This is a genomic window from Binatus sp. (SeqCode) (assembly GCF_050013435.1).
In the GTDB taxonomy this organism is placed as follows: Bacteria; Desulfobacterota; Binatia; order Binatales; family Binataceae; genus Binatus.
The window spans coordinates 57,848-79,233 of the sequence record NZ_JBEKFG010000006.1 but is presented as its reverse complement, the minus strand read 5'-3'; the positions used below and the strand labels follow the sequence as shown (position 1 = coordinate 79,233).

Sequence of the window (21,386 nt, the reverse complement as noted above, 5' to 3'; positions counted from 1 at the left end):
GAGTTCGCGCCAGACTTTGAACTTCTCGGCCTTCGCGTGCGAAAGCATCACCGTGCCGTTATCGGTCTCGGTGCCTTCGAAATACACGTCAACCTCGTCGCCCTCCTTGACCGTCGGATGCCCTTCATGGTCAAGAAATTCGACGAGAGGGACCTGCCCTTCGCACTTGTAGTTGATGTCGATGATGACGCTGTCGCGCGTGATCAGAAGCACTCTTCCAACCAGCACATCGCCGGGACGGGGAGCCTTCAAACTCTCTTCCATCAACGACTCAAAGTCATTTTCTCCTCCGCTCACTTGTTCAGGCAACGCTTTCTCCATTTAGTGGGACCTTCCGGGACTTCGGGGCTGTGCAATCCTTACAACCGAGCTAGGCTCGTTTCAAGCCCTTGGCGGCGTTGATTCGAGCGTTAATCTGCGCTTTCATCGCCGCGACCACCGCGTCGATTGAAAGGTTCGTTGAATCGATCTCCATCGCATCGTCGGCGCGCCTAAGCGGCGCAAGCTCGCGCCCGCGGTCACGGCGGTCGCGTTCGACGAGCTGTTCGAACACTTGATGCTCCGCGATCGGCGCGCCCTTGTGCTTGAGTTCCTCAAATCTGCGCCGCGCGCGCGTCTTCACGTCCGCATCGAGAAAGAACTTGAACTCGGCGTCGGGAAAAATCGCGGTGCCGATATCGCGTCCCTCCATCACCACTGCGCCGTCCGCACCGGCCGCGCGCTGCAATTCGCGCATCCGCGCGCGCACCGCGCCCAGCGCCGAGAAGCGCGACGCCAGGTCGCCGATTTCCGGCTCGCCGACCGACGCGCTCACGTCGGAACCGTTGAGCATAATCTTCTCGCCATCGAACTTGATTTTTATCGCGGCCAGCACCGGCGCCAATCGCGCTTCGACGTTTGGGTCATCGGGGGCGACGCCCGCCGCGCGCGCCGCGATCGCGACCGCACGATACATCGCGCCCGTGTTCAGGTACGAGAACCCAAGCTCGCGCGCCAGCCGGCGCGCCACCACGGATTTTCCCGCTCCGACCGGTCCGTCGATCGCGACTATTGGCCGCTTCGGATTCATCGGATCGCTTCCCGCATCGCTTTGCCGCGATTGAAAATTTTCTCGGCGCCTTGCATGTCGCCGGCCTCGACCATCCGCTGAAACTCCGCGAAGGTGCGGCCGTAGAGTTTCAGCGCCGCCGCGATCGCCTCGCGATTGGTCACAAAAATGTCGCGCCACATCTCCCACGACGACGCCGCCAGCCGCGTCGTATCGCGCAGCCCGCCCGCGCCGTAATCCGCCGCGAGCTTGTCCCCGACCTTCTCGCCCTTAAGCGCGGCAGCCAGCACGCTCGATACTATCTGCGGCAGATGACTGGAGCGCGCGAGGATTTCGTCGTGCGTCCGGGCGTCCATCATTTCGACGCACGCGCCGGTCTCGTCCCATAGCTGCTCGATTTTGGCGATCGCCGCGGGCGTGCTCTTCGCCGACGGCGTGATAATCACGCGCCGGTCGCGAAACAGCCCGGGGTCGGCCGCCGCCGCGCCGGTGGTTTCCTTGCCGGCCACAGGATGCGCCGCGACAATCGATCTCTTTCCCGTGATCAGCGGCTCCAGTTCGCGGATCACATATCCCTTCACGCTCCCGACGTCCGTCACCACGGCGTCCGGCGCCGTGTGCTCGATCATTTTTTCCAGCGTCGATCGCATCGTCAGTATCGGCACCGCCAGCACGACCAGGTCCGCGCCGCGCGCCGCCTCGACCGGGTCCCTGGTGGCGACGTCGATCATGCCGCGCTCGAGCGCAACGTCCAGGTTCGCCTGCGAGCGTCCCAGCCCGACGACTTTGCCCACCAGGCCTGCGCGGCGCGCGATATGCGCAAGCGAGCCGCCGATCAGGCCCACTCCGCATACGGTCATTTGCCGAAATAGCTGCGCCATCAGATTCGGATTCCGTCGCCCGGCGGCGCCGCCTTTGTCGATTTGAGTCGGCTCAATTGCACGAGCAGGTTGGCGCTCGCGATCATCATAAGTGCGAGCACGGGAAAGATTACGTAATTCATATTGAGATTCGCGCCGCGAGCGTCGGCGACGATCACGCCGAACGCTCCCGCCATCACGATCACAGACGCGAGCCTGAACCACGACAGCGCACTTTTCGCTCGCTCGTCGAATTGCTCGGGCCGGATAACCGCAATCAGCCCGATAAGCGCGTAACCCGCCAGCGCGACGATCGGCATCAGCAACAACCCGGTGAATTTCGACCCGTAGCCGTCGATATTCCCCGCGATGTTCCAGTGGATCGGAATCTGCGCCGGCGCCGACGGCCACGCCCATGCCGCGACCGCAAACATCGCGACGATGACCGCGCGCGCGAGCCAGTCGGCATTTCGATTGCCGTTCACGATTGCGCGCCCATCACTTCGCCGAGCGCCGCGACCAGGCGGCGATTCTCCTCGGGCAGCCCGACGCTGATGCGCACGTGGCGCGGATACCCGTAAGCATTCATCGCGCGCACGATCACGCCCTTGCCCAGCAGCTTCTCGTAAACCGCGCGCCCGTCTGCGACATCGACGAGGAAAAAATTCGCGTGACTGGGCACGAATGGCAGCTTGAGCCGGCGGAACTCGCCTTCGAGGTATTCCATCCCCTCGGCGTTGACTTGCAGTGTTCTGGCGATATGCGCCCGGTCGTCCATCCCCGCGATCGCCGCCACCTGCGCGAGCGAGGTCACGTTGAACGGCTGGCGCACCTTATGCAACATCTGGATCAGGTCGGGCCGCGCCACCGCGTATCCGACGCGCATTCCCGCCAGCCCGAAAATTTTCGAGAACGTCCTGAGCGTGATTATCAGCCGGCGATCGTCGTGATCCTCCATCGAGTCGGGATAATGCGGGTCGCGCACGAATTCGAAGTACGCTTCGTCGGCGACGATCACCACGTTCTCCGGGACTGAATCCAAAAACCGCTTCCATTCGGCGCGCCGGTAAATCGTGCCGGTCGGATTGTTCGGATTGCCGAGAAAAACTATTCGGGTGTTGGCGTCGATCGCCGCCGCCATCGCTTCGAGGTCGTGCGAGAAACCGTCGCTGGTTTTGGCCACGCGATGCTCCCCGCCGGCGGCGGCGGTCGCCAGCGGATAAATGGCGAATGAATGCTCCGAGTAAACCGCGTTCAGTCCCGGCCGCAGATAAAGAAAGGCGAGCAGGTGGAGCACCTCGACCGATCCCGACGCCGCGAACACGCGCTCGACTCCAAGCTTGTGATACTCGCCGATTTTGCGCCGCAACTCGTAGCTGGCGCCGTCGGGGTAGCGATTGAGCTCCGGCAGGGCAGCCTTGATTGCCTCGATAGCGCGCGGCGACGGCCCCAGCGGATTCTCGTTGGACGCCAGCTTCACCGGATCGTCGATCCCGAGTTCGCGTTGCAGCTCCTCGATCGGCTTGCCCGGCTCGTAAGGAGCAAGCGCGGCGACCGATGGGAGTACGAGATCTTGAGCTTTGATCAAAGTGGGTGAACGGCGGTTGGAAAGTGAAAAAGTAAAAACGCTTTTCCGGCTGCCCGGCTCAGGCAGCGGCCGACCTTCCTTCAGGATACGATCCTAAGACCTTCAAGAATAGGGCCTTGCGTTCGAGCGCCTTGAGCGCGCGCGCCAGCTTGGGGTCGTCACGATGCCCCATAACGTCAACAAAGAACAGGTACTCCCACGGTCGCGCCCGCAGCGGACGCGATTCGATCTTCGATATATTGATCGCGTTGTGCGCAAACAGGTTGAGCGCCTGGTTGAGCGTGCCCACCCGGTCGGCAACCGCGAACAGCAGCGTCGTCTTGTCTTTCCCTGATTTTTCCACCGGCCGCGTGCCCATCACGAGGAATCGCGTCGTGTTGGCCGCGACGTCCTGCACGTTCGACGCGATCGGCTTGAGCCCGTACGCATCGCCCGCCGCCGCCGACGCGATCGCCGCGATTGACGGATTCTCCGCGGCGTACTTTGCCGCCAGCGCGTTGGACGCCACCGCTTCGGTCTCGCAATTGGGGAAATTCGCGCTCAGGTAGCCGCGGCATTGCGCCAGGCTTTGCTGATGAGACACGATCCGCGTGACCTCGTCCGCCTCGCCGCTCAGCGACATTATCGAATGCCGAATCGGCAGCAGGATTTCGCCGATTATCACCAGCGAAGTGTCGATCAGCAGATCGAGCGTCAGCGTCACCGATCCTTCGGTCGAGTTCTCCACCGGCACCACGCCGAAATCGGCGCGTCCGTTCTCGATCGCCTGGAAGACCGCGGCGAACGACTCCATCGGCATCAGCTCGACGCTCGATCCGAACCGCATCCGCGCCGCCTCGTGCGAGTAGGTATGCTCGGGGCCGAGGAAGGCGACTCGCGGCTCGTGCTCGAGCGCGCGGCAGGCGGAAATTATCTCGACATAAATTCGCTTGACCTGCTCGTCGGTGAGCGGCCCCTGGTTCTCGGCGATCATCTTTTCGATAATCGCGCGCTCGCGCACCGGCTGATAAACCTCGCCATGATGATGCTTGAGGCGGCCAATCTCCATCGCGAGGCCTGCGCGCAAAGACACCAGCCGCAGGATCTTGAGGTTTATCTCGTCCATCCGCGCGCGCAGAGTCTCTATCGAGGGCGGCTCCGCGGCGGCGCCGGCCGCGGCCGGCTTCCTGGCTATCCGTGACGACATCGAATCAGAATGGCTACCCTACTACCCGCCCCTTTTCAACGACAGGCAGGGCTGAAGAAAGAATCACCTGCGCGGTGGGCGGCAGGGGCTGCAGCCCCTGCACTCGCAGTGAAAAGACGCGAAAATCTGCGCAGCGCATCTTTTCGCGACTACGCGTTCGAAGAGCCCGCGCGCGACAACGGAGCGCGGCCTTAACATTGGGTGCAGGGGTCACCCCTGCCCCGGCGCGAGGCCCAGAAACAGAGGGATGAGCGATTCCATCGGGTCCGGCTTCTCGAACGCAAGCCGAGAGATGTCTTTGGTAGCGGCCACGACGTCGAGGCGCGCGACGGGTTGAGGCTCGCGGCAATATACGAAAGCGGTCGCACAGTAATCGTCGATGCGCTCGACGATGCCCCACGCCAGGACGCCCGATCCCGGCCTGACCCATCCGCTTCCCGCGACGGGATGCTTAGCCTCGTAGGCGGCAAGCTCCGCCTCCTGGCCGGCGAGGAACACGACGGCTCCGATCTGCTGGATCGTCACCCGCAGCTCGCGCTCGAACATCACCGGATCGGCGAGATGCCAGCGGTAGAATCCCACGTAGTTCGGGTTCGGATCTGGCCTGGGTACATCGTCTTTGCCGGGAGCGACATAGACGGGAGCACCGCCATACGGCCCGAGATGGCGGCCGAGCCCGAAGCCGCTGCCAACATAGTCCTCGAGACCGGTCCCGCAGATAGTCGGAAAAGCGCGGTCGCCGTCCCGATATATTTTCACCTCGCCTTCGCCGTACCACATTCCATTGTCAATGACCCGGACACCGACGACACAGCCGAGGAAACGGCCGGGCCCGCGCAAGCCCTCGGCAATCACGAAGTCGCGCCGCTGGACGGTCGGGTTCTCGCGGCGGAAGGCCGCGTGGAGGTATCCGGCATGATCGGGAAGGGAGGGCTCGAGCGTGAAATCGATCTGGTAGTAGAGCACGGTGAATTGCGATGACGCGTTGATGAATTCCACGCGGACCGCGCGCCGGAACGGCATCGGCACGAACGCATTGAAGCCGTGTCCCTCGTTCACCGAGAACAGGGCCGAGTAGAGCTCCGCTGGGCGGCCGTGCGGAAGGCCGAAGAAGTCAAGCACGGGGACCGAGACGCTGGGCAGCGCCGCGCCGTCATAGAATACCTCCAAGGTGAACGCCCGGAGCACTTCAGGCGGCGCCGGCGGGAAACCCATCCAGATGTGCCGGAGCGTTCCCGGCCCCTCCAGATCGGCAAGCACGACCCGCTCGCCCGGCTTGAGGACGCGAAAGGCGGCGCCCTTGCGGCCACCGTGCGCCGTGCCACCCATCCCTCGGCCACCCGTGGGGTTTTCGAAATTCGCGGCGCGGGAGTCCAACGCCGGATCGACGTAACTCGGGTCCAACACGTAGCTCATCGGGCATCTCCGTCCTGGTTGCTGATTCAGAGCGGTATGTAATCGCACTTCTCCGGTGGCGACAACTCCATCGAAACCATTGACTCGTAGTTGACGATTGCAAACCATCTGATGCATGAAGCGTCATCTCCCCGCTCTGCTCCTTGTACTCGTGATGATACTGGCGGCGAGTTGCAACGGCAGCGGAGGATCGCAGCCGGCGCCGGGGATCGTTCACTTCGTCCCCAATTCGCACGCGTTCTGGAGCGACCCATCGAACTGGACGACCAGCCTCGGTCCCGCCTACGCCGACATCACGCTGGCGTCGAGCAATTTCGTGCCGTGCAGAGGCGGACCCTTCGCGCTCTGCTATTACTCGGGACCGAGCTCCGGAGCCGAAGACCTATCGTGCACGTTGACCTCCGACGGCAACTACGCCAATTGCCAATGCTTCGACATTCCGTACGGCGTGTATTTCGTGGATATCAACGCCATCCTGAACCACGCGGTATATGAAGAGACCGTTGCTCAATGCGGCGCCGACGGCAGCCTGTGCGCGACGCTCAACTCGGCTCCGGTATGCGCCAACGTCAATCAGAAAAATTTGATTCCCGGTTCGAGCATCTACTCCACCTTCAGCTTCGATTGCATCCCCGAGAACGGACTGGGCGTGACCAATTGCTCGAATGCGCCGTACGCCGGATGCATGACGGCGCCATGTTTCAAAACTGACCAGGCCGGGATCGTCAAATGCTCGTGCCCGGTCTTCAACGGTCCCTACCAGGTCGGCCAGAACGACCAGGCATGCACGCTCGGCGATGACCTCGTATGGTCGGCCGCTTATGCTCCCGCCGCGACGCCAACGGCCACGCCCGCCGCCGTCGCCGCCGATGCGCGCGCAGCCGCTCCTGCCGCGGTTCCCAGTCCGGGAACATGCCTGCCGGACGCGCCCGGCGGACTCGGATGCCCCCTGTATGTCCCCGGCACCACGGTACTGCCGCCGGACAGCGGCGTTGACTGCACCAAGGTCTGCCAGGAGTACCACAGTTGCCTGCAACCGAAAGGGGCGCAGGCGGGTTTCACCTGCGACGCGACGCTATGCACTGACGAATGCAACGATCGGGACTTGGTGAGTATCGCATGCTCGGGGCTGGCGGGATGCGACATTTCGGAAATAGTCAAAGCCGAAACGGCCGCTCAATGTAGTTGCTGCGCGAGTCAGCTATGCGAATGCGACCCGAGCGCGAAAACCAATAAAGCGATCTTTGAACTGGACCAACAGCAACGCGATCGCGGCATCAAACCCCAATGCGACATCAACGCAACCCTCTGCGGGCAGGACTGAGCCGGGGATGTGAAACCCACCGTGGGTTTCACACTTCCTTGGGCAGGGGTGACCCCTGCACCCAGTGAGAAGACGCGAAAATCTGCGCAGCGCATCTTTTCACGACTACACGATAGAAGAGGTGCGGGTGCGCAGACTTCTAATACTGGCCAGCGTTACGCCCGAGAGAAAAAGACGCGCCGCGCGGATTTTTCGATTCGTTACCGGGTGCAGGGGTCAGCCCCTGCCGCCCACCGCGCAGGTGATTCTTCCTTCATGCCGCGCCCGCCCATCGGCGGGCGGCCTTAACCTTGGGTGCAGGGCTCAGCCCTGCGGTGCAGGGTCACCCCTGCCGCGCGTCAGATACCGCGATCCCATCGCGGCAAACTTTCGCTCGCGCGCCCGGCGCAACTCGGCCGGCTTCAGCTTGACCAGCCGCTCCAGATGCCGTGCGAGCGCCGCGCCGATCAGATGCGCCGCTTCGGCGGGCGCGGTATGTGCTCCGCCGGCCGGCTCGGGCACGATCTCGTCGATCAATCCCAGCTCCAGCAAATCTGGCGCCGACAACTTCAACGCCGCGGCCGCCGCCGCAACATTCTCCTCGCCGCCCGCACGCCACAAGATCGCCGCGCATCCTTCCGGCGTGATCACCGAGTAGCACGCGTTCTCCTGCATCAGCACCGCGTTGCCCACTCCGAGCGCCAGCGCGCCTCCCGAACCCCCCTCGCCTATCACGCACGCGACGATGGGGACGGTCAGCCGCGCCATCAACTCCAGGTTGCGCGCGATCGCCTCGATCTGCCCGCGCTCCTCCGCGCCAACCCCGGACTCACCGCCCTGCGTGTCGATCAACGTGATTATCGGCAGCCCAAATCGCTCCGCCAGCTCATAAACGCGCGCCGCCTTGCGATAGCCCTCGGGCAGCGGCTTGCCGAAATTGCGCTTGATTCTCTCGGGGGTCGAGCGGCCCCGCTGATGACCCACGACGGCGACCGCCCGGCGTCCGAAATAGGCGAGCCCCGCCACGATCGCGGCGTCGTCGGCGAAGCGCCGGTCGCCATGTATCTCGATAAAGTCGCGCATCAGCAGGTCGATGTAATCGAGCGTCTGCGGCCGATTGGGATGGCGCGCCAGGCGCACGCGCTCGATCGCGCTGGGCGGCTCCGGCCCCGGCGGCTGGACCGGCGCGATCTCAATCGCGCGACTTTTCGCGCCGCGCGGCTTATTTCCGTTCGAATTGCCTTTCAATCTGCTTCACGCCTGCTCATCGCAAAAAATTTCTCGAACCATGCAAAAGCATCCTGAGCGCCGCGCTCCGCGTCAAGCCACACGATTTCCGGCTCGCGGCGAAACCATGTGATTTGGCGCTTGGCCAACCGCCGCGATTCCTGCTTGGCCTGCGCGATTGCATCGGCCAGCGCGATCTCGCCGCGCAGATGCGCCGCGATCTGCTTATACCCAATCGTACTCAGCGGCGGCCTTTGGGGCGAGTATCCCGCCTCGATCAGCGCGCGCACTTCGCTGACCAGCCCGGCCGCCACCATCGCATCGAAGCGCCGGGCGATTGCCGCATAGAGCTTTTGCCGCTCGACTTCAACGCCCACCGTCAAAGTGTCGTAGCCATCGTCGGCGAAGCGATGGCGCCGCTGATGCGCCGAAATGTTTTCGCCGGTTAATTCAAAGACTTCGATCGCGCGTACGATTCGGTACAGGTCGTTGACGCCGATTCGATTCGCCGCCTCGGGATCGATCTCGCGCAACTGCTGATGCAGGTGCGCGGCGCCGTGCTCGGCCGCGACTTTCGCCAATCGGTCCCGAATTTCCGCCGACGCGGCCGGTCCCTGAAAGATCCCTCCGCGGATCACGCGCAAGTAAAGCCCGCTGCCGCCGACCACCAGCGGATTTCGCCCCCGCGCCGCGATCTCCTCGATAGCCGCGCGCGCCATTTGCGCGAACTCCGCCACGTCGAGCGACTCGTCGGGACTGCGCACGTCTATAAGATGATGCGGCACGCGGCGGCGGTCCTGCGCCGACGGTTTCGCCGTGCCGAGATCCATCCCGCGATAAAACTGCCGTGAGTCGGCGTTGATTATCTCGCAGTTCGAGCGCTGCGCCACTTCCATCGCCAGCGCGGACTTGCCCGCCGCGGTCGGCCCGACAATAAAGCCGACTCGTATTCGCGCCGGATGCGTCCGCGCCGCGGTTGTTTCCGGCAAACCGCTCATCGGCGAAACATTCGTTCGATCTGCCCGCGTCCGAACTGAATATGCACCGGGCGACCGTGCGGGCAGTTGGTCTTGAACTCGGTGCGATCGAGTTCGGCGAGCAGCGAATGGATTTCCGCCATCTCGAGCACTCGCCCGACTCGAACCGAGCCGTGACAGGCGAGTTGCTTGAGCCAATTCTCGAACGCGGCCTCGCCGCCGCCGCGAAAGCCGCCGTCGCCCATGCTCTCGATCATATCGGTGAGCAGTTTCGCGCCGCCTTCGGGCCCGAACACCGCCGGCGCACCCTTGAGCAGCAGCGTAGTGGGCCCGAACGGCTCGACCTCGAAGCCCATCGCGCGAAGCTCGCTTAACGCGCCATGCACCTGCGACGCGCGCGCGGGACTGAGCTCGACCGACACCGGCGCGAGCATCGCCTGCGTGCGAATCCCGCCGTCGCGGAGTTCGCGGCGCAGCTTCTCGAAGGTAACGCGCTCGTGCGCCGCGTGCTGATCGATCAGGAGCAACCCCTCCTCGGTCTCGAGCGCGATGTACCCCGCGAAGATTTGTCCGATCACCCGCAGTCTCGAATACATCGGGATTGGCGCCGGGGGATGCGCCGTCGCCGCCGTGGTGCCGCCGCGCGCGTCGCGATCGTAGGCGAGGCTGAGCGGGCGCTGAATCGCTTTCTCAGTGAGCGCATCGGGCACCAGCCGCAGGGGCGCGTCGCCGCGCCGATCCGCAACCGAATCGCCGGCGCGAGCATCCTCGCCCGTCGACGCCGTCGCGACGGGTCCCGGCGCGGCGTCATCGCTGGATGATGCCGACGTGTCGGTGCCCGCCGCCGACGCGTCAACTAAAGTTGCGGCGGGCAGATTTTCCGTCTGATCGGCCAACCGGTCGCGGATCGCGCGATAAACGACCTCGAAAACCGCGCCGCCATTGCGAAATCGCACCTCGGTCTTCATCGGATGCACGTTCACGTCAACATCTTCGTGGCGCATTTCGACGAACAGCAACGCCGCCGGATGGCGACCGCGCGGGATCAGCGTCTGGTAGGCTTGCTCGATTGCGCGAATCAACATTCGATCGCGCACCGAGCGGCCGTTGACGAAGGTGAAGATCATCCTGCCGGTGGCGAACGACTCCTGGCTGGTTGCGGCAAGTCCTTGCGCGCGAATCCCGGGGCGATCGAGGTCGAACGCAAGCATCCGGGACGCGATTTTGGGACCGAACACCTGCCGAAATCGCTCGAGCGCCGAGTTGGCGCGCGGCAAATCGAAGATCGTGCGGCCGTCGGCGGCCAGGCGAAACGCGATGTGATGGTTGGCAAGCGCGATGCGCTGAAAGGCGTCGGCGATGGCGCCCTGCTCGGTCGCAAGCCGCTTCAAGAACTTGAGCCGCGCCGGAGTGTTGAAGAAGAGCTGGCGGACTTCGATTCGGGTTCCCGCCGCCATCGCGCACGTCCGGGTATCCTCGATGTTGCCGGCCTCGGCTGCGACCTCGACGCCGTGTTCGTCGGCGGCGCGGCGCGTTTGCATCCGAAGATGCGACACGCTGGCGATCGAGGCGAGCGCCTCGCCGCGAAACCCGAGCGTGCGAATCGCGCTCAAGTCGGCGGCGCTTCGAATCTTTGAAGTTGCATGACGCCGGAGCGAAAGGATCGCGTCGGCGCGCGTCATGCCGGAGCCGTCGTCGGCGACCGCGATCAGCGCCGAGCCGCCGCCCAGAATTTCGACGCTTACCGAGCGAGCGCCCGCGTCGAGCGAGTTCTCGATCAGTTCCTTGACCGCCGAGGCCGGCCGCTCGACAACTTCGCCCGCCGCAATCTGGCTGGCGACTTGCTCGGGCAGTATGTGGACTATGTGCTCGGCCATCGGGGTCCGCGGCGCCGGAGCCGGCTCAAAGAAAAATCCGGCGCAACCTAACTAGACATTGTAGCTTTCGGACCGGATACTCAAGCAACTCGCCAATCCGGCGTCAAAAACCGGGGAATGGCTATTGCACGGGTTGAAGATCGCGGCGGGTTTTGAAAAGCTCTCGGCCCGGCGAACTCGCTGGAGCGCTCAATTGATGGGAAAAATTACGGCGATAATGCTCGGTGCGGCAATCATTGTGGGCGCATCCGCGCCACGTGCGAATCCGGCGCCAATCAAGATCGGGGTCGGCGTGATTGGACCGATCTCGCCTCAGACCGAGGCCGATATCGACAGCGTCGTCGGCGCGCTGCCGAACGTGAAGGTGGTGCCGATTCAGCCGCCGGGCGGGATCGATGCATGCGTCAAGCGATTCGTCGCAGGCGAGACTGACGATCGGCTCGACGCGGTGATGATAGTGAGCCTGCCGCCGGAGTCGTTTCAAACGCAGCGCGACTCGAACGAGGCGCGGTTCACCGGCGCTTACGAAATCTGGACGCTCAATCTTTCCACACTGGCCGAAGACCGCCATCGCTTCACCTTCACCGACAGCGAGCCGGTGATCGGCGGCGCCGCCGCTATTTTGTCGATGCCGGCGCAATTGTTCGTCGAGCGCGCCACCGGCAAGAAACTCATTTCGAGCGATCAATGGCAGGCGTACGAGGCGGTGCAGACGCGCGTCGAGTCGAAGCTGGTCGCGGCGACCAAGCTCTATCTGCAGACCGCGTCGATCCGCGACACCGGCCCGCTCGATCCGCTCGAAACGGCGAAAAACCTGCTCGATCGCGGCTACGGCGAGGACGCGATGGCGGTTTTCAAAACGGCGGGAGTCAACAACCCGGAAGTTCAGCGGATGATCGCGAATGCGCAGGGTCAGTTGCGGCGCAGCGCGGCCAATGCGCTGCTGGGACGCACGCTCGGAGCGATGGCGGGCGGGAACGCCGGCGCGGCACGCGTCATGCTGGCCGACTACGAGAAGGCGCCGTCGGCCGAGAGAGCGCGCGCGGATTCGATTCGACAGGTGCTTGCAGGCGTGCCCGATCGTCACGCCGAATCGATTTACGACGGCGTCATCAGGAGCGACGTGCCCGCGCTCGATCACGCGGCGTTCGTCGCGATGATCAAGCAGCTGTTCAGCGAGCAGACCGGCTCGGCCCCCAACGAAGTGATCGTCAGCGCGAAGGACCTGACCGTCGAGGACAAGGATGCGCCGCAGGGGCTCAAGGTTCAGCTCGACAGCTACGCGGGCGCACTGGGGCGCAGCGCGTGGCTGATGAGCCTCAAGTGCGGATGCGACGCGGGCGCGGTGCTGACCGGAGAAGCGGTCGGCGGGGCGATCCTCAAGGCGAGCTATTCACCCTCTTTCACGCGGCCGCACGTCGGGCTACCCTAGCAGGATTATCCAGGTTCGAACGGAAGACTCATGAGACATTGCGCATACTGCAAGAAGCAGCCGTCAGTCGGCAACAACGTCAGCCACGCCAACAACAAGACCAAACGGCGCTGGAATCCCAACCTGCAGGAAGTACGCGCCGAGATTAACGGCAACGTGCGCCGAATCCTGGTCTGCACGCGATGTATCCGCGGCGGTAAGGTCAAGAAAAGCGCCTAGCGGCAGCGGCTACAATTCATCCGGCGCAAGACACATTGCCATGGAGTTGTTGTGATGAACATTTCCAATCGCAAGGCGGGCCGCAAGCTTCATTTCGCGCCGTTGGCTCTGTCGGTCGCAGTCGCCGCGGGCCTGGCCGCCGGGGTGCGGATTGCGGGCGCGGCGAACGTTAGCGGTTTGATGTCGTACCCCAACGGCAAACCGGCAGAGCATCGCTGGCTGCATTACGAGAACCGCGTCACCAGCGATATCTATATCGCGCCGACCACGCCCGACGGCTCATTCACGGCGGATCTGCCGCCGGGACTTTACGATCTTCGCGCCGAGCGAGGAGTCATTCTGGCCAGCAAGATTCGCGTCGATTCCCAGGACGTCTACATCGGCCACGTCGTCGAGCCGGCGCCGCTGGACGTGCGCCGCCCGTTCGAAAGTGAAGGCGTGGCGGAGTCAATCGTCGAAAGTGCTGCGCCGGCGACTGCGAACCTGGGCGGACGTCCGCTCGGCGCAATGATGTATGGGCACGAAGTGATGGCTCCGCTCGGAGCGCCGGGGACACCCGCGCCCCGATCGACCCCGCTTGGCGAGGCTACGCCCGTGGCGGCCGCGTCGCCCTCGACGATCCCGCCGCCATCAGGCAAATACTGAAGCCGGTTCGCATCGGCGCGGCCGATTCGTTTTTTTTCAAGCCGCTAATCCGGGTCAATCGCCTTAAGCGCGCGCGGCGCGCGTGATATACGGTTGTGCATCCGACCCTCGTGAATTTTCGGTTGCTTCAAAAGCTCGCGGCCGCGGCCTGTGCAATTGCCGGGATTTACCTGCTCTCGATCCTCGTGACGGGCGGCTACGCGGTAAATTTCGCGGGGCTGCGGTTCGACGCCGACAAGCTATGGCCCGCGATCGTCGCGACGCTCGGATTCGCGCTGCTGCGAACGATCTTTCGCCGCGGCTCGATCCGGGGCGCGCTGAGATCAAGTCCGAGATTCATAATATTCTCGCTTGCGCTGATCGTATTTCTCGCCAATGGCCGCACGATTTCCGGCGGCGATTCGGTGCCCGCGAAAAATCTGCCGCTGAGCATCCTCGAGCACGGCAACTTCTACCTCGATCAGCTGAAGACCCCCGGCGCGAAAAAGATTCCCTACTATCTGCGTGAGAGCGGTGGTCATTACGTGTCCGACTATCCGGTCGGCGCCGCGCTGATCGCATTGCCGTTCTATGTGCCGTCGGTCCTGTGCGGCGTCAGCCCGAGCAGCCGGATTTTCTCCGAGCTCGAAAAAGTTTCGGCGGCTACGATCGTGGCGCTCTCCGCGCTGCTGCTCTACATGGCCGCCGCGCGCGTGACCGCCAACTGGATGGCGATGCTGCTGACGCTCATCTACTCATTCGGCACCATCAGTCTCAGCGTAAGCAGCCAGGCGCTGTGGCAGCACGGTCCCGCCCAGCTCGCACTCGCGGCCGCGATCTATTGCCTGGTACGGGCCCGCGACGATCCACGCTTTGCGGGATACGCGGGACTGCCGCTCGCATTCGAGGTGATCACCCGGCCCGTCGATGCGCTCATCGCGGCGCCGCTCGGCCTGTATGTGCTCATCAGCTATCGCCGCGAGATTTGGACCTTCATCGCCGCCGCGATCGCCCCGCTGCTTTTTCAACTGTGGTACAACGCCGCCTATTTCGGCACGCCGCTTCGAATCCAATTTTTCACGGAGCCGCAAACGGTGGGCGGACAAACCGTTGCGCCGAGCGGGTTGTGGGCCACTCCGTTTGCCAGTGGATTGGCGCTGGAGGTGCTTAGTCCCGGCCGCGGACTGCTCTTCTACTCGCCGATTTTTATTTTGTCACTCGCCGGATTGGCGCTTGCGTGGCGGCGCAACGGCGACGCGCTGCTGCGCTACCTGGGCGTCGGCGCGATCTTGAGCATCTTGATCGTCGCGAAATGGCATAAGACATCCGGCGGCGAGTCTTTCGGTCCGCGGCTGCTTGCGGATCTCACGCCGATAATGGCGTTCGCCCTGTTTCCGCTCGCCGATTCCATCCGCAAGCGCCGCGCGCTTGCCGCAGCGTTCGCGGTGCTCGGCGCATGGTCGATAATCGCCAATGGGTCCGGCGCGTTCATCAGCTATCGCGGATGGAACACCTGGGCGCTCAACGACCCTGACACGCGACTGTGGTTGTGGAGCGACAATCCGGTGGTCGATCCGATGCGCTCGGCTTTCGACTCGATCAGGATCGCGCTGGGTCACCGCGCGACGAGCCGCAACTCTCCGGACCTGCTCGACGCCCGCGTCATCGTGCTCAAGCCGCCTCCGGCTAATGCAGCGCCGGGTTCGCGCGTCCGCGTTTCTATCCGCGCAACCAACACCGGCAACGCCGTATGGCTCACTGGGCGTTCACTCGATGAACGCGGTGTGGTCGGGCTAGGATGGGAATGGAAGCGCGATGGGACAGTGGTCGCAGACAGTGAAGCCCGCCGCGAGCTTCACTTGAACGTCTTTCCGGGCGACTCGATGAATCTCGAGGCATCGACATTCGCCCCCGATGCGCCCGGCCGCTATGAGCTCGAAATTTCGCTCGCCGCCGAAATCAGGGGCCAGGTCTCACGCCCGATCGGCCCGCCCTTGACCGTCCCGGTAACGGTCGGCGCATCCGCAGCACCGTCCGGCAGCGCGCCGTAAATCCCAGGTCAGATCGAATTTCGCGTCCGAGGAACGATCGTTCAATCGGGGAGACCGGATTCCCGTTTCCCAGGCGAACTGCCGATTTGATAGAGGGAAAAGCCCTGATGGATGCGGGTTTGGATGCGCGCGGGCTCAAGCCCCGGGTTTGCAAACCGCGTGGCCTTGATGCCAGTCTGAAGCGGTTTTCGAAATGGAAATTTCGGTTTACACCGCTGCGGCGGACGCAACCACGGAGTCGGCCCGTGCGGTCGCCGAGGCCGCGCGACCAATGGGGGGAGAGACGTCATGGCTCGTGGGTTGAAGTCGCAGGAAAAGCGCAACGCCAAGCCCAAGGCGCCGAAGTCGGGGAATGTGCTGCTCTACGAGGTGAGGGATGAAATCGCCTTCATCACGTTGAATCGACCGGAAAAGATGAATGCGCTCAACGGCGCGCTCAGCGACGCCTTGTGCGCCACCTGGACCCGGTTCGAGGCCGACCCTGCCGCCAGGGTCGCCATCCTCACCGGCGCCGGCAAGCACTTCTGCGCCGGCGCGGACGTCAGCCCCGGTGCGATCGATCGCGAAGTGCCATTCCAGGTCCATCAGGGCTATCCACAAAACGGCATCACCGTGTTCAAGCCGATCGTCGGCGCGGTCAAGGGCTACACGCTCGGCGCCGGCTATGCGCTCGCGGTTCGCGGCTGCGACATCACGATTGCCGGCGAGAGCATGCTGATGGGCTTTCCGGAAGCGCGGATTGGCACGCCGCTGCCACCGATGGAGTATCTACCGTACATGCCGTTCAAGATCAGCCTCGAATTCATGCTGCTGGCGTGGAACGGCGGGCAGATCATGGACGCGCAGCGCGCCTGTGAGGTCGGGCTGGTCAACAAGGTCGTTGCCGATGAGCACCTGATGGCCGAGGCGGTCCGCTGGGCGGAGCTGCTCAAGAAGATTCCGCCGCTCTACATCAAGTCGGTCAAGTACGGGCACTACAAGACGACGGACAACAAAGTCCGTGTCGATGAGCGAGAATATATCCTGTTCACCCATCCACAGGAGATAAGCCGGGACCGTCAGGAAGGGCTGCAGTCGTTCTTGCAGCGCCGGGAGCCGAAATTCACCGGCCGCTGAGGTCCTGGCCAGGTTCGCCGGATTCAGGCGGCTGTGAGCCGGCGATCTGAAATCGCCGACGCGCCCATGTCGGTTACGCCGAGCCAGAAGCGCCGAAGCGTTATCCGATGACTCAGCGTGAACGACTCGAGCGCCGCCAGTTGCGCGGCGGAGAGCGTCTCCTGGGCAATAACGATTTCGTCGAACGGGGTTCGCGCCATGATCGCGCCCAGGTTATCGAGCGACCCCAGCACCGGATAGCCGTGGAATAGCTTGCCGTGCTTGAAGCTGTCGTCGTCCAACAGACCCAGCAATTCCGCACGCGCTCCGATCGTCGAGTGCAGGTGTTGAACCGCCGCCGCGCCGCGCGCATCTGCGCCGACGATCACCAGGCGCGTTGCCGAATACGCAAGGAGCCGCCCGATCCGCTGGAAAACATGGAATGACCAGCGCGTTGCGCCCAGGAAATTGAACAGCAAAATTACGAAGACCACCACCGTCGCGCGCGAGATGGTTATCGGCAGTATCGCCGACGCCAGCTTCACCGCGACTCCCGCGATCATCGCCGCCACTACAAAGCGCACACCTTCCGCCAGTCCCGTGTAGCGCCATATCCCGCGATAGACGCCTGCCACCAGGAACGCACCGCAGCCGATCATCACAACCCACGGCAGGCCGATCAGCATTTGGTCCACCTGCGCGACGCTGAGATCGAAGTCGAATCGCAGCATCATCGCGCCAAAATACGCCGCCGCGACCAGCGCCACATCCAGAATCAACTCGACGAATCGACGCTTGTACCCGAAGCTCAGGATAACGCGCGCGATCCAGGGCAGGTCTTCGATTTGACCCGGAGCCTCCGCGTCGAATGATCGATCCATCAGGAACAATGCCACCAGCGCAAAGAACAGCGCCATGAACGGCAGCAGCAGCACCGCGTCGTAACCCGGAACCACGGTCAGCGCGATCGCGCAACCGCCCGCTATCGCCTGCAGGCCGATCAACGTCGCTGCCGCGCTGCGGCTCGACATGCCAAGCCGCGTCAGCCGATGATGCGAATGGTCGAGGCCGCGTTTCGATATCGGATTTCCCGTCGCCAGCCTCGTCACCGTAACCGTCACGGTGTCGAGCAGCGGAACCATCAGCGCCAGCAATGGCATCGCCACGCGCGCCGGCAGAGAACCCTCGCCATAGCGGCTGGCTTGAATCGACAGCACTCCCAGCACGAGCCCGACCGCCAGCGCGCCTTCGTCACCCATAAAAATCGACGCGGGCGGAAAGTTGAAAACCATGAATCCCGCCAGCGCACCGGCCAGCGCCAGCGCCACCACCATCGTTCCCGCGTGCTGATGCAATCCCGCGACGGTCGCGATACTCAACGCCGCGACAATTCCGACTCCCGCCGCAAGCCCGTCGATCCCGTCGATTAAGTTGAACGCGTTGGTCGCCGTGATCAGCCAGAAAATCGTGAGCGCGATGTTGAGCGGCTGGTAGGGAAGCAGGTCGATCCGGGGCCCCCACCACGCGAGGATACAGATCGCAGCCAGTTCCAATGCCAGCTTATGCCGCGGCCGCAGATCAACGATGTCGTCGAGCAATCCAACCAGGCTCATCGCGACCGCAAACCCCGCGAGCCAGGGAAGACTATGGTAGGGCAATCCTGACAGGACGCCGACCAATCCGATCGCGGCTATTAAGCCTGCGATCACGGCCAAGCCTCCCAGCAACGCCGTCGGCTTGGCGTGGGGGCGGTCGCTCGAAGGTTGTGCAACGATTCCGAAGCGAACGCCAACCGCTTTTGCCACCGGCATCATCGCCGCCGCGACGATAAACGCACACATCGGCGTCAGCGCTATTTCAAACCCGGTGGTCAATCTCAGCTCCACCTGCCTTTCTTTGCTCTCTGCCTGTCATCAAATCCGTCCGCCAATGGTCAAAATTCACAAATGGAACAACCGCATCTCGCTCAACCAAAACACTCAGCGCAAGGATGCCAATCGCTGACAATCATGGCGAGCCTGAGAAGCTCGGTCAGGCGAACATGGCAGAAGATCGGTGCCTATGTCAAGATGCGCTACGTTACCTTATTGCCCGCGTAGACCAGTCCAGTGGCGAGTATGCGCCCCTGTCATTCGGGGCGAAAGCTGCCCGCTTGAGCCGAAGCCCTCAGCGAAGCCGAAGGGAAAGAATCTCGACGGACGGACGCCGCAGCGACCGACGCCAGTTACGCAAAAATGTCCCTTGGAGAACAAATTCTTGTCGCGGGTTCCCCGAAATTGGGGACAATCAGGGCGCTGACCGAAGAGCGCCGGTCATTTGTTTGCGACTTTATGCAGGTACTTCTCAGGCTTCGCGATGAACGAGTCGCGCTCCGAATTGTCACAGAAGTAGTAACGCTTGCCCGCGTACTCGGCGGAGGGCGTGTCCTTCTTCACATAAAGCTTCATCCCGCAGTAGGCGCACTTGGTGCTCATGCCGAGGTCTGTCGCCGGCGGCGAAGCAAGCACCCTGGCTATCGCGGGCGAATCGCCGCACCAGGACGGCGTCGAGAGTGGCGCGATCGAGAGAATCGCCAGCGCGAACAGGATCGCGAGGATTGTCGGTAAATTTGAAAGTTTCATTTGCCACCTCATCCCATTGGACCCTGGTACACCTCGGCGAAGCGGATGCCGAGCTCCATGGGGATCGCCAGGTTGGCATCGCGATTGGTCTTCAGGCAGATGACCGCCGGTCCATCCGATCCCTTAGCGCCGTTTAGCGCCGCTTCGAGGTCTTCCATGCGTTCGACGTAAAACGCTTTGCAGCCCAAGCCCTCGCCGACCCGGTCCCATCGCACTGTCCCCATCTCGGTGCCGAATGTCTTTCCGAAGAGCATCCGTTCATTCGGCTCCTCCATCGTCCACGAACCTTCGGCGAACACCACGGTCCTGACCTTCAGGCCTTCGCGCGCCGCCGATTGCATCTCCATGAAGTTGAACCCCGCCGCTCCGTCGCCGCTGACGCACACCACCTCGCGCGCCGGGTTGCCAAGTTTCGCTCCAATGGCGGAAGGGATTCCCGTGCCGAGCATGCCTAGTTCGAGAATGTTCAGATACGACCGCGGCTTGGTCGATGGCAGAAACCAGGTTGCCCACAACGAAGTGTTGCCGCCGTCGGCGACATAGATGGCGTCGGGGCCGAAGACCTTGCCGATTGCTTGCATCGCGAGCGCCGGATGAATCCCGGGTCCCTTCCAGGCCGCGACCGGTGCGAACCGCTCATCGAACCATTTGGTGGCAACCTCCCGGTAGCGCCGCGTATCCTCCCCGCCCCTGGGCCGGGCTCGCTCCCCCTTGAGCATCGGCAGCAAGCCCTCGAGCGCGCTTTTCGCGTCGGAAACGATCCCGAGCGCCAGCGGCCGCGTGACGCCCATGTTGCGCTGATCGATATCCACCTGGATGAGCTTCTGACCCGCGGGATCGCCCCAGTACTTGTCGTAAGGAACGTCGAGGTTACCCATCCTCGAGCCCACGGCCAGGATGACGTCGGACTCGCGGCGCGCGAGGTCCGCGCCAGGGCCGTAGCCGTTGAGGAAATTCGGATGATCGATCGGCACCGACGACCGCCCGGCTATCGTCCCGATGACCGGACACTTGAGCAGCTCGACGATCGCCAGGAGCGCTTCGTTCGCTCCGGCGCGATCTACGCCGCCGCCCGAGATCACCAGCGGCCGTTTGGCGCCGGCGAGCATCCCGGCCGCCTCCTCGAGCTGCGCCTGCGAGGCCCGCGGACCCGCTGCCCGGTACTGATTCGGCGTCTGCAGCCGGACCTTTGCATCGTCGCCCGTCGCGTACATCACGGGCGCCGGTATCTCGATATGAACCGGCCCGGGCCTCCCGATCCACATCTCGCGAAACGCAATCCTCATCACTTCGGGGATACGATCCCAGGACAGAATCGGGCCTCCCCATTTGACCACGGGCTTGAAGACTTCGAGCTGATCCTGACCCTGGAAGGTCGCCGGTGACGACGGATAAACGATCCCCAGGCGATGCTGCGCGGTGATAACGACGACCGGCACGCCCTCGTGCCGCGCCGTGATCACGCCGGGGAGCAGATTCGCGGATCCGGGACCGGGGTTGCCAAGCACTGCCGCCACCTGGCCGGTCGTCTTGTACAGCCCTTCGGCCATGTGGACGGCGGCAGCCTCGTGGCGAATGGGGACGAGTCGCACTCCGTACTGCTCCAACTTGGAGAGCAGCGGATCGACCTCCGGACACGGGAGTCCGAACACGAACTTGATACCCTCGCCGACCAGGCATCGCAGAAGCAGCTCTGCTCCAGTAATTTCGCTCATAAAATTCTCCCGTGGGGCCGCCGGTTAGTTGGTATTGAAGCAATGAAGCAATCGAAACAAGAAAACGCCTGGGGCGGCGGCAACCCCTATCCTCATCAATAATGCGGACATTACGATCGAATCCGAATCCGAGGCAAGCCGCGCCTG

At 63.4% G+C, this 21,386-nt stretch carries 19 protein-coding genes; 6 read left to right on the top strand and 13 right to left on the bottom strand.

Translation table 11 applies throughout. The features are described from left to right. The 7 genes from ABSB13_RS02345 to ABSB13_RS02315 form a co-directional block, all read right to left on the bottom strand. On the bottom strand, positions 1-321 hold a 321-nt coding region (locus ABSB13_RS02345), incomplete at its 3' end, for a S1 RNA-binding domain-containing protein (protein ID WP_428105192.1). Positions 322-370: 49 nt separating this feature from the next. Then, the gene (gene cmk / locus ABSB13_RS02340; RefSeq protein ID WP_428105190.1) at positions 371-1,069 is read right to left on the bottom strand and encodes a (d)CMP kinase; all 699 of its coding nucleotides are present in this window, start codon (positions 1,067-1,069) and stop codon (positions 371-373) included. Further along, positions 1,066-1,908 (bottom strand): prephenate dehydrogenase, encoded by an 843-nt coding sequence (locus tag ABSB13_RS02335; protein ID WP_428105188.1) that lies wholly within the window; start codon positions 1,906-1,908, stop codon positions 1,066-1,068. The genes cmk and ABSB13_RS02335 overlap by 4 nt, the downstream gene beginning before the upstream one ends. A 20-nt stretch (positions 1,909-1,928) precedes the next feature. Continuing rightward, entirely contained in the window at positions 1,929-2,393 is a 465-nt protein-coding gene (locus ABSB13_RS02330; RefSeq protein WP_428105186.1) for a DUF1648 domain-containing protein, read from the bottom strand. Then, a complete protein-coding gene (gene hisC, locus ABSB13_RS02325) occupies positions 2,390-3,496 on the bottom strand; it encodes a histidinol-phosphate transaminase (RefSeq protein ID WP_428105184.1) in 1,107 nt (368 codons plus the stop codon). The genes ABSB13_RS02330 and hisC overlap by 4 nt, the downstream gene beginning before the upstream one ends. A 58-nt stretch (positions 3,497-3,554) precedes the next feature. Further along, complete coding sequence (gene pheA / locus ABSB13_RS02320; protein ID WP_428105182.1) at positions 3,555-4,682, bottom strand: prephenate dehydratase; 1,128 nt, start codon at positions 4,680-4,682, stop codon at positions 3,555-3,557. Between the two features lie 210 nt (positions 4,683-4,892). Next, a complete protein-coding gene (locus ABSB13_RS02315) occupies positions 4,893-6,098 on the bottom strand; it encodes a glycoside hydrolase family 172 protein (protein WP_428105180.1) in 1,206 nt (401 codons plus the stop codon). Positions 6,099-6,213: 115 nt separating this feature from the next. On the opposite strand from ABSB13_RS02315, the gene ABSB13_RS02310 reads away from it, so the two are divergent. Beyond that, positions 6,214-7,422: a hypothetical protein gene (locus ABSB13_RS02310; RefSeq protein WP_428105178.1), complete on the top strand. Its 1,209-nt coding sequence runs from the start codon at positions 6,214-6,216 to the stop codon at positions 7,420-7,422. Positions 7,423-7,725: 303 nt separating this feature from the next. Here the strand turns inward: ABSB13_RS02310 and ABSB13_RS02305 are convergent, their stop codons facing one another. From ABSB13_RS02305 to mutL, 3 genes are read right to left on the bottom strand one after another with little or no spacing between them, the layout of a single operon-like run. Next, the gene (locus ABSB13_RS02305; RefSeq protein ID WP_428105176.1) at positions 7,726-8,649 is read right to left on the bottom strand and encodes an acetyl-CoA carboxylase carboxyltransferase subunit alpha; all 924 of its coding nucleotides are present in this window, start codon (positions 8,647-8,649) and stop codon (positions 7,726-7,728) included. Then, positions 8,646-9,626 (bottom strand): tRNA (adenosine(37)-N6)-dimethylallyltransferase MiaA, encoded by a 981-nt coding sequence (gene miaA, locus ABSB13_RS02300; protein WP_428105174.1) that lies wholly within the window; start codon positions 9,624-9,626, stop codon positions 8,646-8,648. Before miaA ends, ABSB13_RS02305 begins: the two co-directional genes overlap by 4 nt. Next, entirely contained in the window at positions 9,623-11,482 is a 1,860-nt protein-coding gene (gene mutL, locus ABSB13_RS02295; protein ID WP_428105172.1) for a DNA mismatch repair endonuclease MutL, read from the bottom strand. Before mutL ends, miaA begins: the two co-directional genes overlap by 4 nt. Positions 11,483-11,678: 196 nt before the next feature. Here mutL and ABSB13_RS02290 point away from each other — a divergent pair, with 196 nt between their 5' ends. The 5 genes from ABSB13_RS02290 (at position 11,679) to ABSB13_RS02270 (ending at position 16,924) form a co-directional block, all read left to right on the top strand. Next, the gene (locus ABSB13_RS02290; protein ID WP_428105170.1) at positions 11,679-12,914 is read left to right on the top strand and encodes a hypothetical protein; all 1,236 of its coding nucleotides are present in this window, start codon (positions 11,679-11,681) and stop codon (positions 12,912-12,914) included. Positions 12,915-12,944: 30 nt separating this feature from the next. Beyond that, positions 12,945-13,133 carry a 50S ribosomal protein L28 gene (rpmB, locus tag ABSB13_RS02285; RefSeq protein ID WP_333649228.1) on the top strand — a complete coding sequence of 63 codons (189 nt, stop codon included), beginning with the start codon at positions 12,945-12,947 and terminating at the stop codon, positions 13,131-13,133. Positions 13,134-13,187: 54 nt separating this feature from the next. Further along, entirely contained in the window at positions 13,188-13,778 is a 591-nt protein-coding gene (locus ABSB13_RS02280; protein WP_428105168.1) for a hypothetical protein, read from the top strand. 122 nt (positions 13,779-13,900) lie between these two features. Beyond that, the gene (locus tag ABSB13_RS02275) at positions 13,901-15,808 is read left to right on the top strand and encodes a hypothetical protein (RefSeq protein WP_428105166.1); all 1,908 of its coding nucleotides are present in this window, start codon (positions 13,901-13,903) and stop codon (positions 15,806-15,808) included. 288 nt (positions 15,809-16,096) lie between these two features. Continuing rightward, positions 16,097-16,924 (top strand): enoyl-CoA hydratase/isomerase family protein, encoded by an 828-nt coding sequence (locus tag ABSB13_RS02270; RefSeq protein WP_428105164.1) that lies wholly within the window; start codon positions 16,097-16,099, stop codon positions 16,922-16,924. Between the two features lie 23 nt (positions 16,925-16,947). On the opposite strand, the gene ABSB13_RS02265 is transcribed toward ABSB13_RS02270, so the two are convergent. The 3 genes from ABSB13_RS02265 to ABSB13_RS02255 all read right to left on the bottom strand — a co-directional run bounded on the left by ABSB13_RS02265 (position 16,948) and on the right by ABSB13_RS02255 (position 21,239). Next, positions 16,948-18,789, bottom strand: a complete 1,842-nt coding sequence (locus tag ABSB13_RS02265; RefSeq protein ID WP_428105162.1) for a hypothetical protein — start codon at positions 18,787-18,789, stop codon at positions 16,948-16,950. A gap of 426 nt (positions 18,790-19,215) precedes the next feature. Continuing rightward, on the bottom strand, positions 19,216-19,524 hold the full coding sequence (locus tag ABSB13_RS02260; RefSeq protein ID WP_428105160.1) for a hypothetical protein: 309 nt from the start codon (positions 19,522-19,524) through the stop codon (positions 19,216-19,218). A gap of 8 nt (positions 19,525-19,532) precedes the next feature. Beyond that, the gene (locus ABSB13_RS02255) at positions 19,533-21,239 is read right to left on the bottom strand and encodes a thiamine pyrophosphate-binding protein (protein WP_428105158.1); all 1,707 of its coding nucleotides are present in this window, start codon (positions 21,237-21,239) and stop codon (positions 19,533-19,535) included. Between the last annotated feature and the right edge of the window lie 147 nt (positions 21,240-21,386).

Bases quoted from the DNA above. Each gene is read 5' to 3' on its own strand.
- cmk (WP_428105190.1), bottom strand. From the start codon at position 1,069: ATGAATCCGAAGCGGCCAATAGTCGCGATCGACGGACCGGTCGGAGCG.
- ABSB13_RS02335 (WP_428105188.1), bottom strand. From the start codon at position 1,908: ATGACCGTATGCGGAGTGGGCCTGATCGGCGGCTCGCTTGCGCATATC.
- pheA (WP_428105182.1), bottom strand. From the start codon at position 4,682: ATGTCGTCACGGATAGCCAGGAAGCCGGCCGCGGCCGGCGCCGCCGCG.
- ABSB13_RS02315 (WP_428105180.1), bottom strand. From the start codon at position 6,098: ATGAGCTACGTGTTGGACCCGAGTTACGTCGATCCGGCGTTGGACTCC.
- ABSB13_RS02310 (WP_428105178.1), top strand. From the start codon at position 6,214: ATGAAGCGTCATCTCCCCGCTCTGCTCCTTGTACTCGTGATGATACTG.
- miaA (WP_428105174.1), bottom strand. From the start codon at position 9,626: ATGAGCGGTTTGCCGGAAACAACCGCGGCGCGGACGCATCCGGCGCGA.
- mutL (WP_428105172.1), bottom strand. From the start codon at position 11,482: ATGGCCGAGCACATAGTCCACATACTGCCCGAGCAAGTCGCCAGCCAG.
- ABSB13_RS02290 (WP_428105170.1), top strand. From the start codon at position 11,679: ATGGGAAAAATTACGGCGATAATGCTCGGTGCGGCAATCATTGTGGGC.
- rpmB (WP_333649228.1), top strand. From the start codon at position 12,945: ATGAGACATTGCGCATACTGCAAGAAGCAGCCGTCAGTCGGCAACAAC.
- ABSB13_RS02280 (WP_428105168.1), top strand. From the start codon at position 13,188: ATGAACATTTCCAATCGCAAGGCGGGCCGCAAGCTTCATTTCGCGCCG.
- ABSB13_RS02270 (WP_428105164.1), top strand. From the start codon at position 16,097: ATGGCTCGTGGGTTGAAGTCGCAGGAAAAGCGCAACGCCAAGCCCAAG.
- ABSB13_RS02260 (WP_428105160.1), bottom strand. From the start codon at position 19,524: ATGAAACTTTCAAATTTACCGACAATCCTCGCGATCCTGTTCGCGCTG.
- ABSB13_RS02255 (WP_428105158.1), bottom strand. From the start codon at position 21,239: ATGAGCGAAATTACTGGAGCAGAGCTGCTTCTGCGATGCCTGGTCGGC.